Source organism: Acidithiobacillus albertensis (assembly GCF_001931655.1).
Taxonomy (GTDB): Bacteria; Pseudomonadota; Gammaproteobacteria; order Acidithiobacillales; family Acidithiobacillaceae; genus Acidithiobacillus; species Acidithiobacillus thiooxidans.
On record NZ_MOAD01000001.1, the window covers coordinates 2,144,794 to 2,161,504 of the forward strand.

At 55.1% G+C, this 16,711-nt stretch carries 17 protein-coding genes and 1 tRNA gene; 5 read left to right on the plus strand and 13 right to left on the minus strand.

From position 1 onward, the window contains the following. Window position 1: 1 nt before the first annotated feature. The 8 genes from trxC to BLW97_RS11075 form a co-directional block, all read right to left on the minus strand. Complete coding sequence (gene trxC, locus BLW97_RS11040) at window positions 2-436, minus strand: thioredoxin TrxC (protein WP_031572233.1); 435 nt, start codon at window positions 434-436, stop codon at window positions 2-4. 26 nt (window positions 437-462) lie between these two features. Further along, window positions 463-741 carry a glutaredoxin 3 gene (gene grxC / locus BLW97_RS11045; RefSeq protein ID WP_010637355.1) on the minus strand — a complete coding sequence of 93 codons (279 nt, stop codon included), beginning with the start codon at window positions 739-741 and terminating at the stop codon, window positions 463-465. After that, window positions 738-1,163 carry a rhodanese-like domain-containing protein gene (locus BLW97_RS11050; RefSeq protein ID WP_075323176.1) on the minus strand — a complete coding sequence of 142 codons (426 nt, stop codon included), beginning with the start codon at window positions 1,161-1,163 and terminating at the stop codon, window positions 738-740. Before BLW97_RS11050 ends, grxC begins: the two co-directional genes overlap by 4 nt. Window positions 1,164-1,166: 3 nt before the next feature. Then, window positions 1,167-1,388 (minus strand): YgaP family membrane protein, encoded by a 222-nt coding sequence (locus BLW97_RS11055; protein ID WP_010637351.1) that lies wholly within the window; start codon window positions 1,386-1,388, stop codon window positions 1,167-1,169. A 6-nt stretch (window positions 1,389-1,394) separates the two neighbouring features. Further along, window positions 1,395-4,697, minus strand: coding sequence for an efflux RND transporter permease subunit (locus BLW97_RS11060; protein WP_075323177.1), 3,303 nt, complete (start codon window positions 4,695-4,697; stop codon window positions 1,395-1,397). Continuing rightward, window positions 4,690-5,769 carry an efflux RND transporter periplasmic adaptor subunit gene (locus BLW97_RS11065; RefSeq protein ID WP_075323178.1) on the minus strand — a complete coding sequence of 360 codons (1,080 nt, stop codon included), beginning with the start codon at window positions 5,767-5,769 and terminating at the stop codon, window positions 4,690-4,692. The genes BLW97_RS11060 and BLW97_RS11065 overlap by 8 nt, the downstream gene beginning before the upstream one ends. Next, a complete protein-coding gene (locus tag BLW97_RS11070; RefSeq protein WP_075323179.1) occupies window positions 5,769-7,196 on the minus strand; it encodes a TolC family protein in 1,428 nt (475 codons plus the stop codon). The genes BLW97_RS11065 and BLW97_RS11070 overlap by 1 nt, the downstream gene beginning before the upstream one ends. Window positions 7,197-7,395: 199 nt before the next feature. After that, window positions 7,396-7,698: an ArsR/SmtB family transcription factor gene (locus tag BLW97_RS11075; RefSeq protein ID WP_024893036.1), complete on the minus strand. Its 303-nt coding sequence runs from the start codon at window positions 7,696-7,698 to the stop codon at window positions 7,396-7,398. Window positions 7,699-7,812: 114 nt separating this feature from the next. On the opposite strand from BLW97_RS11075, the gene BLW97_RS11080 reads away from it, so the two are divergent. Further along, window positions 7,813-7,886 (plus strand) — tRNA-Gly (locus BLW97_RS11080). 58 nt (window positions 7,887-7,944) lie between these two features. On the opposite strand, the gene ubiD is transcribed toward BLW97_RS11080, so the two are convergent. The 5 genes from ubiD to BLW97_RS11105 all read right to left on the minus strand — a co-directional run bounded on the left by ubiD (window position 7,945) and on the right by BLW97_RS11105 (window position 12,358). Further along, entirely contained in the window at window positions 7,945-9,417 is a 1,473-nt protein-coding gene (gene ubiD, locus BLW97_RS11085; RefSeq protein ID WP_075323180.1) for a 4-hydroxy-3-polyprenylbenzoate decarboxylase, read from the minus strand. 24 nt (window positions 9,418-9,441) lie between these two features. Beyond that, a complete protein-coding gene (locus tag BLW97_RS11090; protein ID WP_010637777.1) occupies window positions 9,442-10,314 on the minus strand; it encodes a phosphate/phosphite/phosphonate ABC transporter substrate-binding protein in 873 nt (290 codons plus the stop codon). 13 nt (window positions 10,315-10,327) lie between these two features. Beyond that, the gene (locus BLW97_RS11095; RefSeq protein ID WP_010637778.1) at window positions 10,328-10,717 is read right to left on the minus strand and encodes an SCP2 sterol-binding domain-containing protein; all 390 of its coding nucleotides are present in this window, start codon (window positions 10,715-10,717) and stop codon (window positions 10,328-10,330) included. An 84-nt stretch (window positions 10,718-10,801) separates the two neighbouring features. Further along, on the minus strand, window positions 10,802-11,548 hold the full coding sequence (locus tag BLW97_RS11100) for a tRNA threonylcarbamoyladenosine dehydratase (protein ID WP_075323181.1): 747 nt from the start codon (window positions 11,546-11,548) through the stop codon (window positions 10,802-10,804). Continuing rightward, window positions 11,549-12,358 (minus strand): TatD family hydrolase, encoded by an 810-nt coding sequence (locus BLW97_RS11105; RefSeq protein ID WP_077218384.1) that lies wholly within the window; start codon window positions 12,356-12,358, stop codon window positions 11,549-11,551. Window positions 12,359-12,498: 140 nt separating this feature from the next. On the opposite strand from BLW97_RS11105, the gene BLW97_RS11110 reads away from it, so the two are divergent. From BLW97_RS11110 to BLW97_RS11125, 4 genes are read left to right on the plus strand one after another with little or no spacing between them, the layout of a single operon-like run. Then, the gene (locus tag BLW97_RS11110) at window positions 12,499-13,728 is read left to right on the plus strand and encodes an FAD-dependent monooxygenase (RefSeq protein WP_075323182.1); all 1,230 of its coding nucleotides are present in this window, start codon (window positions 12,499-12,501) and stop codon (window positions 13,726-13,728) included. Next, complete coding sequence (locus BLW97_RS11115) at window positions 13,718-14,905, plus strand: FAD-dependent monooxygenase (protein WP_075323183.1); 1,188 nt, start codon at window positions 13,718-13,720, stop codon at window positions 14,903-14,905. Before BLW97_RS11110 ends, BLW97_RS11115 begins: the two co-directional genes overlap by 11 nt. Before the next feature lie 10 nt (window positions 14,906-14,915). After that, a complete protein-coding gene (locus BLW97_RS11120; protein ID WP_010637786.1) occupies window positions 14,916-15,179 on the plus strand; it encodes an accessory factor UbiK family protein in 264 nt (87 codons plus the stop codon). 3 nt (window positions 15,180-15,182) lie between these two features. Next, on the plus strand, window positions 15,183-16,694 hold the full coding sequence (locus BLW97_RS11125; protein ID WP_075323184.1) for a YifB family Mg chelatase-like AAA ATPase: 1,512 nt from the start codon (window positions 15,183-15,185) through the stop codon (window positions 16,692-16,694). The last annotated feature ends 17 nt before the right edge of the window (window positions 16,695-16,711 follow it).

A 16,711-nucleotide genomic window follows, 5' to 3' on the forward strand; every position in this document is an offset into this window, starting at 1 on the left:
TCTAGACACCCTGAGCAGCAAGCCAGCGCTGAATATCCGCAGCGCCCATGGCACCACTGACCCGCGCGTATTCCTTACCAATTTTGAAAAGAACCATGCTGGGAATAGAGCGGATCTGGAAGCGCGCCCCCAAGGACTGTTCTTCTTCCGTATTGACCTTGGCAAAAAGCACGCGACCACGCAAAGTTCGTCCAGCCTGCTCAAACTGCGGGGCCATACTGCGGCATGGACCACACCAGGGGGCCCAAAAATCTACCAATACGGGTAATTCATTTTTCTGGATGTAGGTATTGAAGCTTGCAGCAGCCAGATTAACCGGGTGGTCGGGCAAGATTTCAGCATGACACTTGCCGCATTTGGCTTTGTCACCCAGACGCTCCTGCGGCACCCGATTCAGGCTTCCACAGGAAGGACAAACTACCATCAATCCCTTCATTTTCTCCTCCAAATCCGCCTTGCCGGCTATTCCTGGGGTGCAGACTGCAGGAGAGCGTCCAGAGCCCCACGATGATTCAGGGCCGCCAGATCATCAGAACCACCCACATGCTGACCATTAATGAAAATCTGCGGTACGGTGTGCCTTCCGTGGGCGCGCTGCTGCATTTCCCGACGTAAAGCCGGGTTGTGGTCCACCCGAATAATTTGTGGATTGACGCCCTTACTCCGCAGCAGGGCCTCTGCGCGATGGCAATAGGGGCAAGTCCCCGTAGCATACATCAACACTTCGGCTGCTACTTTCATTTTTCGACCGGTAATCCAGCACCCCTCCAGGCGCCAATACCACCCTTGAGGCTGTAGATTTTATCAAAGCCCGCTTTTTTCAGGCTCGCAGCAGCCCGCGCCGAACGCATTCCGCTGGCACACTGGCAAATGACATGATGACCACGATGTTTTTCCAAATCTTTCATGTACTTGGGAAGATCCCCGAGGGGAATATGACGGGCGCCGGGGAGATGCCCCTGAGCCCATTCCTTTTGTTCGCGCACATCAATGACTACAGCTTCTTCGTGGTTAATCAACTGAACCGCCGTTTTCGCATCCACCTCACTGATTCCTGCTGCTTTGCGCGTCAGTGGGCCTTTAAAAATCATGATGATCAAGGCTACTGCTGCCAGTAAAAGCGGCCATTGCGCCTGGACAAAGGTGAGAATTTTGGCTTCCATGAATTATCTCCCGCAGGACCCTGAACCCGGTACGCCAAGCTTCAGTAAAATTTTGTCCAGAGGGCAGAAACAAGTGAAACCGCTCTGCAACAAATTGAAACCGACAAAGAGCGTAAATGCCAGGAACCACTCACTGACGAAAATCGGGCTGGCGGGCGCACCCAAAACCACACTCACCAGAACAAAAAAACCAGCAACCACACGTACCCAACGTTCTGTATTCATTTTCTGTTAAATCCTCTGCGTCTGCTTTTCAAGGCGCCGCTCCCACAAAAAGTATAAAAGCGGAATCACCACTAACGTCAGCAGTGTGGAGGCGAAGGTACCAAAAATCAAGGAAACCGCCAGACCACCAAATACCGGATCGGTCACCATAATGGCCGAGCCGAACATGATAGCCAGAGCCGTCAGCAAAATCGGGCGAAACCGCACTGCCCCCGCCTGCAACACGGCCTCTTCAAGCGCGTAGCCCTGACGCCGATAATCAATAATAAAATCAATTAACAGTAGTGAGTTACGCACCACTACACCGGCCAATGCAATGACACCAATCATGGAAGTTGCGTTAAAGGGCGTATTCAACAACCAGTGCCCGGGAAACACACCAATCAGGGTCATGGGAATGGCGCCCATGACAATGACCGGCATCATAAAAGACTGATAATAAGCCACCAACATCAGATAGATGAACACCAGAGCCACAATGAAAGCGGCACCCAGATCGCGAAACACATCCAGAGTCAGGCGCATATCTCCCCCCCAGAGAATCTGGTAGTGGGTAATATCATCGGGCTGGGCAGGCGTGAAGCCGAGATTGCCAGTGGTCAGATGGACACCGTCAATGTGCTGATCATCCAGCCAGTGATTCAGGCTCAGGACGGCGTACACCGGGCTTGAACCAATCAGATCGCCGGTCACATAGACCACCGGATGTTGGTCCCGATCATAAATCGGTTTGGCCAGAGTGGTTTTCTGGATCTGGACAATACTGGACAAGGCCACCTCTTGCCCCTGACTGTTGCGAATATGCAGATCAAGAATCTGCTGACGCCAGGCACGATCCTGGGGGGGGACCCGCAAAATGATGTCTACCGGTTCCCGCGCTGAAGGATCATGCAAGGCACCGAGCTTGGTGCCCGCAACATAGTCATGTACCAGCTCAGCCACTTGTGCCGGAGCCACCCCTGCGAGCATGGCCTTTTGCCGATCTACGTGAATCCGGTATTCGGGCACAGTCGCCGTGACCGAATCATCCACGTTAATCATGTCGTACACTTTCCGGAAGTGCTGCTCTACCGTCCCCGCCAGTTCCCGCAATTTTTGGTAATTCGGGCCATAAAGCTCTGCCACCACCTGGGCACGCACGGGGGGCCCCGGCGGAACCTCAAAAATCTTGATGACGGCCTGGGGATAACGACTGCGCACACTCTGCAGGGCTTTATACACCTCCACCGCCACCGTATGCGACATGGGGCGCTCATCACGCGGTACCAGATTGATTTGTATCTGGGCGTAATTACTGCCTTCGCGCATCATGTCACCACGTACCAGTCCCGCAAAATCCACCGGAGCAGAACGTCCCAAATACGTCTGGAAGTTTTCTATGTAATGATTATGACTGAGGACATCCCCTACCGCTTGCGTCACCTGACCGGTGGCATCCAATGCAGTACCTGCAGGCGTATCCACCTGAATCATGAAATCACTGACATTACCTTCCGGGAGCATCTTCAAATTGACGCCCAAGGCACTGAGGGGGCCATTCATACCCTGAGGACGGACAAACTGCCATAGGGGCATCAACATGGCCAACAACAGCAATACCACGACAATCAGGAAGAATATATTGCGCCTTCCAGAAGACTTGAGCAGGGGGGTTACCACACGCAAATAACCCCTTTGTAACGCATCTTGGGGAGCTTGGGTCCCATCCTCATGCTCTGTTTCATGTCCCGCATGGGAATGGGTATCTGCCGCCTTGGCAGCCTTCTTGCGCAGAAAACGATACGCACCCCAGGGAACTACCGTATAAGCCAACAGCACCGAAGCAATCATGGCAATGGGCACAAAAATGGGGATCGGCAACATGAAAGGACCCATCATGCCGGTCACAAAAGCCATCGGCACAAAAGCCAGAATGACCGCTAACGTAGCGATATTGGTAGGATTACCAATTTCATTGGTGGCATGAATCACGCAGTTGGCAAAACCACCTTTGGCACATCCATGCAAATGACGGTGGATATTTTCAATCACCACAATGCCGCCATCGACCAATAAGCCCAACGATAAAATCAGGGCAAACAGGGTGATGCGGTTGATGGTCTGGCCCAGCAACCAGCCAATGCCCAGTACCGCTCCCAGAGTCAGGGGCACCGTCAAAATGACAATACCGGCTTCCCGCCAACCCAGGAAAATCATCAAGATGATGGCCACCACGCCGACAGCGATGCTGAGATGCTCAAACAGGGTACTGACGGCATCATCAGCCCGGGCACCGTAATCCCGGGTAATGGTGACGTGCACGCCCTCGGGCAGTGCCTCCTGTTCCAGGCGCCCCAGCTTGGCCTTGATGGCATCAGCGACAGTGACCGCATTGGTTCCCGGGCGCTTGGCCAGGGTAATGGTTACTGCCGGCATATTTGTTCCGGCCGGCAGCTGCATGCGATTGGCCAATCCTGCCGTATTGCTGATTGCAGTGTGCCCTTCCGCTGCGCCTTCCTCAATACGTGCTACATTTTTCAGAAAAATGGGTTGGCCATCATGGCTGCCGATAATCACATTACCGACATCTTGCGCGGAACCCAGTGCGCCATTGATGCGCAGAGGAATTTCGTGATTGTCATTGACCAGATGACCACCCGGCAAAATCACATTGTTGCCCTGCAGGGACTGCTGGATATTTTTCAGACTGAGACCGGCACTCGCGAGTTTGGCGGGGTTGAGCCAGACATTGACCGCCTGCCTGCCTCCACCAATAAGGGTAGCATTAGCCACATCGGGCACATTCTGCAATTGATCCATCAAGCGGGTACCCACCTGACGCAAGGCCACCGGCGTCAACTGTGATGTACTTAAAGTCACCGTCATGATGGGAACATCATTGATCCCTATGGACTTGACCAGAGGCTGTTCCGTCCCCGGCGGCATTTTGTCCATATTGCGGCTGAGCTGGTTATACACCTCCAGCAGGCTTTTTTCTTCATTGGCTCCCACCTGGAATTCCACAGTGACAATGCCCATGTCATTCACGGAGTAACCGAAGGTATGATGCACTCCCGGCAGAGAAGCCATCAGCGCTTCCAACGGGCGGATGACTAAATTGTGGATTTCCTCACTGTTGGAACCGGGGCGCATGACGAAAATTTCTGCTGCCGGAACCACAATCTCGGGATTGTAAAGACGCGGGGTCACCGTAACCGCCAGGAGCCCGAACAGGGCGATGGCAATCATGATGAGCACGGTAATTTTGGATTGGTAAAAAGACTGGGCCAGCCGTCCGGCCAGATTCATTTTGTGCTGCTGATCAGCCATGGGCTGCTCCGGCCTTGATCTGATCGCCATTGTTGACTGCAGCAAGATTACCCGTCACCACGGTTTCTCCAGTACTCAGGCCGGCCAGAATTTCTACACCATCCGGTGTTTCCGGGCCGGGACGCACCATCCGGTAATGGGCGATGCCGTGGGCGTCTACAACAAACACGCCGGGGATGCCGGCACGATCCAGCAAAGCGCTGGCAGGCACTGCAATAATCTTGCGGGCCGCCAGCGGGGCCGCAACGGTCACATAATCTCCTGCCTGGAGATGACTATCGGCGGGCAGACTCAGCTTGACGGTGTGGGCATGGGTCATGGCATCTGCCGCGTTGACCATATCCAGCACCGTCGCGGGTATCCGCTGGCCGTCTGCAAGCACGCTGAGCGTCTGACCAATTTTCAGGCTGCGGTATAAAGCACTGCCGGCGGCAAAGCGCACTTCCAGTTGACTGGTATTGGCCAAAGTAAGCACCGGTTGCCCCGGCGAGGCCATATCGCCATTTTGGGCCTGTTTATTGATAATGGTTCCGGAAAACGGTGCAGTTACTCGAGCATAACGCATCTGGGCCTCAGCACTGGCAATACCCGCACGCGCGGCAGCGGCACGCGCCTGGGCCATGGCATAGGCCGACTTCACCTGATCCCACTGCTTTTCGGGAATCGCCTGCTGGGCATACAGGGCCTTGAAGCGCTCATAATTGGACCGGGCATCAATCAGACTGGACTGTGCCTCGGCAAGACCCGCCTGGGCCTGCTGGACCTGGGCCTGCACATCCGTTGGATCGACCTCAAAGAGGAGCTGCCCAGCTTTCACCGCCTGACCTTCGCGTAGATCCAGATGACGAATATAACCACTGAGTCGCGAGCTGATTTGCACCTGCCGGGCCGCAGTCACCGTGCCCGGGACCTGGCTAAAGGCGGCCATGTTCTTCCCTCCAATCTGCATGACCGGAGCACTCACACTGTGATGCACAGCAGGGGTCTGGGGAGGGGATTTACTGCAGGCAGCCAAGCCGGCACTGGCCAAAACAATGGCTGATAGCATGACGGTGCGTTTCAAGGTCAACATCAGGAAGCTCCTTCCACGACGGACACCGGGGCCACGTCGACGATTTCTTGCGGATTCAGTTTACCAATGGCCAGCAGCAGTGCGGCACGCTGGACAGCCTCGGCATAATCGGCCGATACCAGTTCAGCCCGGGATTGATCCAGCTCGGCTTGCCCATGTAACAAGCCGGTAATGGTTTCAACGCCATTTTCATAACGCAGTCGCACCAGACGCTGGGATTCTTCCATTTGCTGAACAGCCAGACGGCGCATTTTGACGCGCAGTGCCGCCTCACGCGCACCGCGCCAGACTTCTGCCACCTGCAAGCGCAGCTTGTCCTGCGCTTCCTGCAAGGCGGCCATGGCCTGCTCACGTTCGGCCTGCGCCCGATCCATGCCCCCGCCCCGGGAAAAATCCAGCACATTCCAGGTGACTTCGCCGCCAACGGTATAGGAAGGAGCAGCATTACCCAAGGATGTACCGTTCCATTCCTGATTGGCCATGGCGTTCACATGGGGCAGATAGGCTGCACGAGCGACCTGGATACCATCCTGAGCAGCTTTCAGCTTGTGGCGTAACGCGACAATGCCCGCATTTTCTGTCATCGCCTGGCGCTGCAAATCCAGAAGGGAGTGATCAGGTAAGGCGGGTTGTACGGGTTTCCCCACGGATAATGTTTTTTCTTCCGGCCATCCAATCAGAATAGACAGATTTTCCAGAGCATTAGCATGGTCATTTTCTGCGGTCTGCACTGCCAGCTGAGCTTTTTCCAGATTCACCTCAGCTGCCAGCCAATCGCTTTTGACCAGCACCCCTTTATCCAGAAGCAACTTGCTGGTTTTGACATAGGACTCAGCGGCCTTCTGGGCTTTATGGGCAACCTGAATGGCGCTTTCAGCCGCAATGACGCTGTCGTAGGCCTGCAAAACCGCAAAAGTCAGCTTTTGCCGGGCCATGACATTTCCGCTTTGGGCGGCTTCCAGCATGGCGTGGGCCTGGCTCAGGCGCCCCCAGATTTCACCACCATTCCAGATCGGAATTTCCAACTGGAGTTTGGTACCGTAGTTATGATAACTACCCGGCAAATTGAGACCAGCCGGTGCCACATTGAGGCTGTTGGGATTACTGGGATTAAACTGATTCGCGCCAAAATCATTGAAAGTTGCCTGGCGTTGGGACAACTTCATCCCGAAAACGGTCAAGGCATTATTGGACTGGCTGGCAGAAAACGAAGCTTTCAGTTTCGGCAGCAGGTGGCCACGCGCCTGGGACACCGCCCCCTTGGCTTCCGCCTGCTCCGCCTTGGCGGCCATCATCTGCGGATTCTGTTTGAGTGCCATGGCCACACACTGGTTAAAATCCACTGCCTGAGCAGATAGGGCAAAAAAAGTTCCTGAGACAGCTATGGCAACGAGCGCCAGGGATTTTTTATAGGGACTGTAATGCATTGATTTCTCCGCCAAACAAAGCCGCCACAAATCAGGTCACGCAGCCATTACCAATTGCTTTTCCTTGCGTTTTCTGAAAACCAGCAGGCACAGGCGGCGGAGTATATCAGAATATCATCATATTCCACAAATGCGCATCAGGCACCGGTTCTTGCTGCCATTGCCTTTGCTAGCCGATGATTCAGATCTATCCAGAGTTTCAGTGGATACTGCAGAACACATCACTCATCATGGAAATCAGGCGCAAAGTGCGCGGATCACCCACTCGATAATAAACCTTGTTAGCGTCCTTGCGAGCGCGAAGGATATCTTTTTCCCGCAAAATGGCGAGATGCTGAGAAATATTACTTTGTGTGGTACCCACTGCGGAGACAATGTCCTGAACACTCATTTCTTCTGAACCCAAAACACAAAGCACCTTGAGGCGCAGGGGGTGGGCCATGGCTTTCAGAGAACGCGAAGCCTGCTCGATATCCTCTTCCCGGGTTGGTAACTCTTCCATATTCTTGCCTCTTGGTCTATTAACCATCTTATTGACTTTAATTGAAAATTCTTAAAAAAATGCCTGTTTTGCTGCCTTGCGTTTTCATCTGCAAACGCTTAGAATCCAGCGCATGCGGGTGTAGTTCAATGGTAGAACCTGAGCTTCCCAAGCTCATGACGTGGGTTCGATTCCCATCACCCGCTCCACCATCAGCGAATGAGAATAACCCCATACAACAATTTTAGAAACCCCAACCATACCCGATTAGAAAAGCGGTCGATCCAGACTACTCAGTATAGCATCCACGCTGTCCCGCACGGCACTGGTCATCTGGATGGGACGCCCCCATTCCCGACTGGTTTCGCCCGGCATCTTGTTGGTGGCATCAAAACCCGTTTTACCGCCCAGACCAGCCACCGGCGAAGCAAAATCGAGGTAATCGATGGGCGTATTGTCTATCAGCGTAATGTCCCGTACCGGGTCCATGCGCGTTGTCATCGCCCAGATGACATCCTCCCAACTGCGCACATTGATGTCGTCGTCCACGACAATAATAAATTTGGTGTACATGAACTGCCGTAAAAATCCCCAAATACCAAACATGACACGTTTGGCATGTCCTGGATATCCCTTGCGGATACTGACTACAGCCAGGCGATAGGAGCAGCCTTCGGGAGGCAGATAAAAATCAACAATTTCCGGAAACTGCTTTTGCAGAAGAGGCACAAAAACCTCATTCAGGGCCGCACCAAGAATGGCTGGCTCGTCCGGAGGGCGTCCGGTATAGGTACTATGATAAATGGGGTTTTCGCGGTGGGTGACGGCTTCGACCGTAAAAACGGGGAATTTCTGGGTTTCGTTGTAATATCCGGTGTGGTCGCCAAAAGGTCCCTCTTCAGCCATATCATCGGGATATATGTGCCCTTCCAGGACTATTTCCGCGCGCGCCGGAACTTGCAGGGGTACGGTCAACGCTTTGGCCAGTTCCGTCCGCCCGCCCCGTAGTAATCCCGCAAATTGATGTTCGGAAACCGTATCGGGAATGGGAATAACGGCGGCGAGAATAGTGGCCGGGTCAGCACCATAGGCCACAGCAACCGGGAAAGCTTCACCCGGATGTAATTTTTGAAATTCACGTAAATCCTGCGCCCCACCCCGGTGCGCCAGCCAACGCATGATCACCCGATTACGGCCAATGACCTGTTGTCGGTAAATTCCCATATTGGCACGGCGCTTGTGCGGACCTTTGGTAATGGTCAGCCCCCAGGTCATGAGTGGTGCTACGTCTTCGGGCCAACAGGTCTGCACCGGCAAGGTGGATAAATCCACATCGTCGCCGCGCATGATCACTTCCTGACAAACCGGGCGCGCAACATTTGTCGGAGCCATATACAGCACCTTGCGCAAGGTCGGCAATTTGCTCCACAGGTCCTTCAGTCCCCGGGGCGGATCCGGCTCCTTGAGATAGGACAGCAATTGACCAATCTGGCGCAGATCAGCCAGAGACTCTGCACCCATACCCAGAGCGACTCTTTCCGTGGTTCCAAAAAGATTGCCCAGCACCGGTATATCGAACCCGCTGGGCTTTTTGAATAACACCGCTGGGCCACCTGCCCGCAGGGTACGATCACAAATTTCCGTCATCTCCAGCTGCGGAGAAACCGGCACATTCAGAGTGCGCAGCAGGTCACGTTTTTCAAGGTCGGCAATAAAGGCACGCAGGTCACGATAGCTCATGGGCGCATTGTAACCGCAGCACGGCTAATTTGTCCCGCCTTCGGGATCTTCACGGGCGACGACAAAGGCGCTGTCTGCCACGGCCAGGCTGGAGGTCGCACGAATATCAATGGCTTCGTGACCGCTGATGTATTCATCGGCAAGGGTGGCAAGGCAGGCGATTTCATCTTCCGTAACCGCCTCAAATCCGGAAAAACCCAAATCTTCCAACAGGCTTTTCCCACGAGGATCCTGATCCATGTTTATCAACAAGTCAGTCAGTAATTCACGTTGTGACAGTAAGCGTGGGCCCACGCAAAAAGCATGAAAAGCAAAGGCATCATCAGACTGATCAATCACTCTTAAACGTTCACGGATCAGTTTACTGGCACTGCTGTAAACTTCATTAAAAAGAAAACCCAAATCCGCCTGGCCCTGCAGTAAGGCCTTGAGCACCCCTTGATAGCTGCCGGTAAACACAAAATCCAGACGCGCTCGATCAATGTCAGCTTTATCCATGAGGAATAATCCCACCATATGGACCAGCGTTGAGGGATGCGCCGAAGCAATCCGGATACGCTCCGGAAAATCCTCAGCATGATGAATAGAACCTGCTGCTGGTGCGCACAAGTACACTTCATCAAAATGGTTTAGCGGCTTGACGATGGGCAGAAAACCCAGCTTTTGCTGATACTGCACCCAATCAAAAGGATTGGCATATACCAGATCATAATTTCCGGACAGCACTGCCGCCCGACCGCTGTCAAAATCATCCTGCGGTTGAAAATGCATTACCCGACCCAGGTGACGCTGCAAAAAAGTATTCATCAAAAACCAGCCTGGCAGATTTTTCCCGGAATAATTCGGGTCAACCGTAAAGTTCAGTATGGTTTTGGAAGGCAAAACTTCTTCTGTCATCAATGCATCCGCCCTAAATATCAAAATCGACGGGTATTTCACCCAGAATACTCAGGTGAATATTGAATGGGGTCATATATTTCATGGCGGTCATCATGGACCCTTTAAATTTCAGCTTACGCGTCATCAGCGCGGCTTTTCCAGACAGCTCGCCGGAAAGAATTTTTTTCCAGTTGTCCATGGAGGTCCACATGATGAAATCACGACGACGACCATCAGAAGGGCCCGCATAGATGACTTTTCCGGCTTTGCAGAAAAGCATGACATGGGGGATATCGGGACGATCCTCAATATAGTATTCCCAGGTCGCATTAAAATTTTTCAGATCTTTCTGGATTTCCGGATGGGTGTCCCATTGTTTACCCACCAGACGAATCCACTCCGTACTCATGAATTTTGCCATAACTTGAAGCGCCTCTACGCTACCGAACCCAATAATATAATAATTTGGTTATATGCTTCTTATCTTCCCAATATAAACTTATAGTTAGTTGTTTTTTTCGTTTTCGCCAGCCGTAAGAAAATATTGCACAATCATTCCAGAAAGCAACACACCAAATATCGCGGGCATATAGGAAATGGTTCCATTGACCGTTTTGGGCCGTCCCTGCGGGCCGCTAACCGGCTCCTGGGGAGCGGCAGGTCGCGGTGCCTCATCGGAAAATACAGTCAGAAAATCGAGGCTGGCGCCGTTTTTACGGAGTAACGCCCGGACTTCACGGGCCAGCGGACATGTCTCCGTCTGATTCAATTTGGCTACTCGCACCCGCCGGGGATCCAGACGATTCCCTGCGCCCATACTCGAAAACACTTCCAGACCCAAATGCTGGGCTGATTGAATAAGCACCGCTTTCCAGGCAATGGCATCAATACAATCCGCTACCACTTCCGCGCCACTGTCACGCAGGATCTGCTCGGCATTGTCGACGGTAATAAATTCCTGTCGGGCGTCCACTTCACAATCTGGAGAAATATCCTGAATCCTTGCCGCCATCACGGCCACCTTGGGCTGGTCCAGCGTCGAGTGCAAAGCCACCAACTGGCGGTTAATATTGGATGAGGAGACTACATCGTGATCAACCAGGGTGATTTTACCGACCCCCGCCCGGGCCAGGTTTTCTGCTACATATCCCCCCACGCCTCCCACCCCGGCAATAAGCACATGGCGGTGGCGCAAATCGGCTACTGCCCCAGCACCCAAAAGAATTTCGCTACGAATAAAGGGATCTTGCATTTATAATTTTTCCTGAAAAAGAGTCAGAGTATTACGGGTGAGCTGCCCTGCCAACGCTTGCGGCGCCATCTGGAGCAGACCTGCAAGCGCATGCACGGTTTCCAGCAGAAAGGCGGGTTCGTTGCGCTGCCCCCGGTAACTTTCGGCAGATTGCCAGGGAGCGTCCGTTTCCACCAGAATCCGCTCCAGCGGCAGGGACTGGATAGTGGCCCGCAGGCGCAGCGCCCGCGCATGGGTAAAAGCCCCACCTAACCCCAGATAAAATCCCCTGTCCACCAGTCGTTGGGCCTGTACCAGACTCCCGGAAAAACTGTGCACCACCCCGCGCAGCCCCGAAAAATCCCTGAGAATGAGTGATAGATCTTCCAGGGTGCGACGCGCGTGGAGAATCACGGGCAAATTCAGCTCTTGGGCCAGATGCAACTGCATTTTCAGGCAGGCCACTTGCGACCCATAATCAGGCGCGCTTTCCGAAAGATCGAGTCCAATTTCGCCGACCGCCACCGCCTGATCCAGCAGGCTTCGCAGTTGTTCAAGCCAGTCGGAAGCACACGCATTGAGATACAAAGGGTGCACTCCGTAAGCCGGATAAAGCATGGACTGTTGCGCGCAGAGATGGTGCAGACGCGGCCAAAATGCCGGGCTGTAAGCAGGCACCAGAATTTTATCGACGCCAGCATTTTTGGCCCTTTGTATGACGGCGCTACGGTCTGGAGCAAAGGCCTCGTCATCCAGATGACAATGACTGTCAATCAAACCCTGCAGCAAAGGGTTTTGCGGCGTGCCAGCTGAGTTGCCGTTATGGTTCACTGAGCGAATCTCCATCCAGCCATTCTAGGACTTTCTGATGGCTTGTGTCCGCATGCTCCGCCGGATTTGCAGCTTCATGACTTGCTGCAAGGAGCATCTTGGTCTTAAATGGCAGTATATGCTCAAGTACCGGAGAAATTATGCGTAGCCTGACCGCCGATATCACCATCCTCGGCAATGGGCCTGTGGCGCACAGTCTGGTGCTGGCCCTGAAACAGACATCCCTCAACATACTCATGGTGGACACCTTTCCGCTGCAGCAGCCCCGCCCTGCGCATAGTGAGCGGACGGTTGCCCTGGCACTGGGGAGTCGTCGTCTTCTCAGCCATCTCGGCGTCCAAATGCCGCTGCATGATGCTGCCGCCATTGAAACCGTCCAGATCACCCAGCAGGGACTCAGCGGACGGGTCCGCCTGGAGCAGCAGCTTCTGGAAGCGCCGGAACAACGCCTGGGAGAAGTAGCCGGACTGAACACCTTGCAAGCAGCGCTGGCACTGCCGCTGGCGCAATGTAGTACGCTGCGGCAGGAAGGGGCGGGGCCTCTGGAAGGTATGCAGTGGTTTCCCGATCGTCTCCAGCTGGATTGGCCGGATCTGCGCGTGGACACGGCGCTGGCGGTCGTGGCCGACGGCGGACATGGGGGTCTTGCCCGTCTGGCGGCTTTGCAGCGCATGGGCTGGGATCATAACCGCCATGCTATTGTCGCCACGGTAACAGCGCGAGAAGCCTTACCGGGCATTGCCTTTGAACATTTTCAAGAGAGCGGGCCACTGGCTTTTTTGCCTATTGGTCAACAGCAATTTTCCATTGTCTGGAGCCTGCGTCCCAGTGCCGCCAGCCAGATGCTGGATTTAAGTGATTTCGCTTTTCTGGAAGCCCTGAACCGCCAACGGCCTCCCCATCTTCCTCTACTGACCGGCGTTGGTCCGCGTAGCGTATATCCGCTGTTTTTCCAGCGCTTATGGGCTCAGCCCAGTCAACGCCTGGCACTGGTGGGAAATGCGGCGCAAACGCTCCATCCCCTGGCTGGCCAAGGTTACAATCTGGGCTTGCGCGATGTCATCACCCTGGCCGCCTTGCTTCGGGAGGCTGCCGCTGCCGGGCAGGATCCCGGGGCCAGACGCTTGCTGGAAGATTACAGCCGGATTCGCCGCCGGGACCGCCTGGAAACCATCGCCTTCACCGAAGCCATGAATCGCCTGTTCAGCAGTCCGCGCCTGCCATTGCGTTTCGCCCGCGCTGCAGCCCTTGCCCTGCTCGAACAAAGCACGTTCGGGAAACGCGAACTCGCTGCCCGTCTGGCGGGAATTCGCCTGCCTGCCGGGAGCAGCATCCCAGACCTGATGTGGGAGTCTGTCCATGTCCACTGACGCACATTACGACCTGATCATTTCCGGAGCCGGCATGGTGGGTGCCAGCCTGGCGCTGGCTGCCCGGCAAAGCGGTCTCCGGGTCGCACTTTTTGAAAAACGTCCGCAATCGGTCTGCGCCCTGGCCGATCCCTCGGAGCGAGCAAGCCTGGTTGCCAATGGTTCGCAGCGCTTTTTACAGGAACTCGGTATCGACCTGGCCACGCTTGGCAGTAAAGTCGAGAGAATGCGGGTCTGGGATGCTGAAAATTCCGGCAGCATTCATCTGGACGCCGAAGAAGCCGGCGAAACCTTTCTCGGTCATATTGTTGAAAACCGGCGTTTGGAGCAGCAGCTCCATGCCGCTCTGGCCGAAGCGGGAGTCACTGTGCTTTACGCCCAGGAAATCGCTCAGGCCCGGACTGATCAGCAACACATGCAACTTACTACGAGAGATGGAACCGGATACAAAACCACCCTCCTGGCCATTGCCGAAGGCCGCCAATCAAGCCTGCGCAAACAACTTATTCAGGCGCCGGTTTTTCAGGAAGACTACGGCCAGGATGCCATCACCGCCACCGTATGGATGGAAAAACCCCATCGCGGGATCGCCTATCAGCGTTTTCTGGCGACTGGCCCCCTGGCCGTCCTGCCCTTCAGCGCTGATGCCGAAAATCATCCCCGTGCATCCATCGTCTGGAGCGCCAAACACGCCTTGGCGCGGCGTTTGATGACCATGGACGACAGCACATTTTTGACCGCTCTGTATCAGGCATTCGGACCACAATTGGGGCACTTTGTGCGTATCGGCCAGCGCAGCAGTTACCCGCTTTCCGGTCTGCACAGCAGCCGTTACCTAGGTGACCGTTGCGTAGTTCTGGGAGATAGTGCCCATGGGGCGCATCCATTGGCCGGACTGGGGGTCAATCTGGGCTTTCGCGATGCGCAGGCATTGATCAGCACCATTCGCGACGCGCAAGCCCAACATGAGGACTGGGGAGATGATCTTGTGCTGCGCCGCTATCAAAGGGCGCGACGCCCTGATAATCTTCTCAATGTGATGACCTGCGGGGCACTGAGCCATCTGTTTTCCAATCGCAGTCGTGGCCTTGCCCGCCTGCGCGATATTGGCATGCTGGGAACGGCAATGCTGCCACCGGTCAAGCGCTTTCTGATTCGTCAGGCCATGGGCCTTTAAGGAGACTGCCATGCAACACCGTATTGCTGATGATATTGCTGCCACTCTTGGTGACGCATTTGCGCGCCTGGGCACCGTCAAAGAAGATGTGGACAAACAGGTTAAGGCCATTCTCTCCAATGCCTTGGATCGTCTGGATCTGGTTACCCGCGACGAATTTGATGTCCAGCAGGATCTGGTATCCCGACTGGCCTCGCGCGTGGCAGCCTTGGAAGCGCGCCTGGACGCCCTGGCTCCCAAAGCAGCCCTCGACGAAAATACCGACAAGGACTGAACCTTGCCTCTGGCGATTGTCCAGAGTCGTGCGCTCACGGGGGTGCATGCTGCTGCAGTCGCCGTAGAATGCGATCTGGGGCCGGGTCTACCCACTTTTGCTGTGGTGGGGTTGGCCGAGACTGCCGTCAAGGAATCCCGGGATCGCGTCCGCTCCGCCATTCAGAACAGTGGCTTCGAGTTTCCGGCCCGGCGCATGGTCGTCAATCTGGCGCCCGCCGATCTCCCCAAGGATGGGGGGCGCTTTGACCTGCCTATTGCCATTGGCATTCTCGCCGCCAGTGGTCAGATTCCTCTGAAAGCCTTGGAAAATCTGGAAATGATCGGGGAACTGGCGCTGGATGGCAGTTTGCGTCCGGTGACCGGAGCCCTCTCCAGCAGTCTGGCTGCCGGTCAGGCCGGACATGCTTTACTGCTCCCGGAAGGCAATGCCGTGGAAGCCGCTTTAGCTCGCACGGCACCCGTATTGGCCTGCCGCAATCTCGCGGAAGCAGTGGCCCACCTGCGCGGCACCCAACCACTGCCGGAAACGGTGCCTCATGACGAGATCGGCATAAACGCCATCCCCTATCCGGACTTGCGGGATGTGCGCGGTCAGGAAACCGTCAAACGGGCACTGATTATTGCGGCCGTCGGAGGTCATCATATTCTCCTGTCCGGGCCTCCCGGGACCGGAAAAAGCATGTTGGCCGCGCGTTTGCCCGGATTGCTTCCGCCCCTGCGCCGCAGCGAAGCCCTGGAAGTGGCCGCCATCCATAGTTTGCAAAGCGGTGGATTTGATGTGCAACGCTGGGGACAACGTCCCTTTCGTTCCCCTCATCATAGTGCCTCTTCGGCAGCACTGGTGGGTGGGGGATCGCGCCCCCGCCCCGGAGAAATCAGTCTTGCGCATCATGGCATTCTTTTTCTGGATGAAATGCCGGAATTCTCGCGGAGTGTTCTCGAAGTGCTTCGGGAGCCTCTGGAGTCCGGCGAAATCCATATTTCCAGAGCCGCCCGGCAAAGCACCTTCCCGGCGCGTTTTCAGTTGATTGCCGCCATGAATCCCTGCCCCTGCGGCAATCTCGGTAACCCCCACCAGGCCTGTGTATGCACCCCAACCCAAATTTCCCAGTATCGCAGCCGTCTTTCCGGCCCCCTGCTGGATCGTATGGATATCCAAATAGAAGTACCGAGTCTTCCGGTAGAACTCCTGCAAAAAGCGCCAGAAGGCGAAAGTTCTGCCTACTGGCGCGAGCGGATCAGCGCGGCCATAAACCGACAGTGGCAACGACAGTCCTGCCGTAATGCCCAACTTCAGGGCGAAGCGTTGGACCAGCATTGTGCACTACAGCCCGAGGGCGCCCGCTTACTGACGCGCGCCGCTGACACCCTGCATCTTTCCGCCCGTGGCTATCACCGCATTTTGCGTCTGGCCCGCAGCATTGCCGATCTGGAAGAAAGCGCCACGATCAGCCTGCAGCATCTGTCCGAGGCCATCCAGTATCGGCGGCTGGCGCAAAGGTTCATTCATTAATCTGACCTGAGCCTGCC

What these genes read in the sequence shown, in the direction of transcription:
- trxC (WP_031572233.1), bottom strand. Translation starts at nt 436, where the DNA reads ATGAAGGGATTGATGGTAGTTTGTCCTTCCTGTGGAAGCCTGAATCGG.
- grxC (WP_010637355.1), bottom strand. Translation starts at nt 741, where the DNA reads ATGAAAGTAGCAGCCGAAGTGTTGATGTATGCTACGGGGACTTGCCCC.
- BLW97_RS11050 (WP_075323176.1), bottom strand. Translation starts at nt 1,163, where the DNA reads ATGGAAGCCAAAATTCTCACCTTTGTCCAGGCGCAATGGCCGCTTTTA.
- BLW97_RS11055 (WP_010637351.1), bottom strand. Translation starts at nt 1,388, where the DNA reads ATGAATACAGAACGTTGGGTACGTGTGGTTGCTGGTTTTTTTGTTCTG.
- BLW97_RS11060 (WP_075323177.1), bottom strand. Translation starts at nt 4,697, where the DNA reads ATGGCTGATCAGCAGCACAAAATGAATCTGGCCGGACGGCTGGCCCAG.
- BLW97_RS11065 (WP_075323178.1), bottom strand. Translation starts at nt 5,769, where the DNA reads ATGTTGACCTTGAAACGCACCGTCATGCTATCAGCCATTGTTTTGGCC.
- BLW97_RS11070 (WP_075323179.1), bottom strand. Translation starts at nt 7,196, where the DNA reads ATGCATTACAGTCCCTATAAAAAATCCCTGGCGCTCGTTGCCATAGCT.
- BLW97_RS11075 (WP_024893036.1), bottom strand. Translation starts at nt 7,698, where the DNA reads ATGGAAGAGTTACCAACCCGGGAAGAGGATATCGAGCAGGCTTCGCGT.
- ubiD (WP_075323180.1), bottom strand. Translation starts at nt 9,417, where the DNA reads ATGAGCTATCGTGACCTGCGTGCCTTTATTGCCGACCTTGAAAAACGT.
- BLW97_RS11090 (WP_010637777.1), bottom strand. Translation starts at nt 10,314, where the DNA reads ATGACAGAAGAAGTTTTGCCTTCCAAAACCATACTGAACTTTACGGTT.
- BLW97_RS11095 (WP_010637778.1), bottom strand. Translation starts at nt 10,717, where the DNA reads ATGGCAAAATTCATGAGTACGGAGTGGATTCGTCTGGTGGGTAAACAA.
- BLW97_RS11100 (WP_075323181.1), bottom strand. Translation starts at nt 11,548, where the DNA reads ATGCAAGATCCCTTTATTCGTAGCGAAATTCTTTTGGGTGCTGGGGCA.
- BLW97_RS11110 (WP_075323182.1), top strand. Translation starts at nt 12,499, where the DNA reads ATGCGTAGCCTGACCGCCGATATCACCATCCTCGGCAATGGGCCTGTG.
- BLW97_RS11115 (WP_075323183.1), top strand. Translation starts at nt 13,718, where the DNA reads ATGTCCACTGACGCACATTACGACCTGATCATTTCCGGAGCCGGCATG.
- BLW97_RS11120 (WP_010637786.1), top strand. Translation starts at nt 14,916, where the DNA reads ATGCAACACCGTATTGCTGATGATATTGCTGCCACTCTTGGTGACGCA.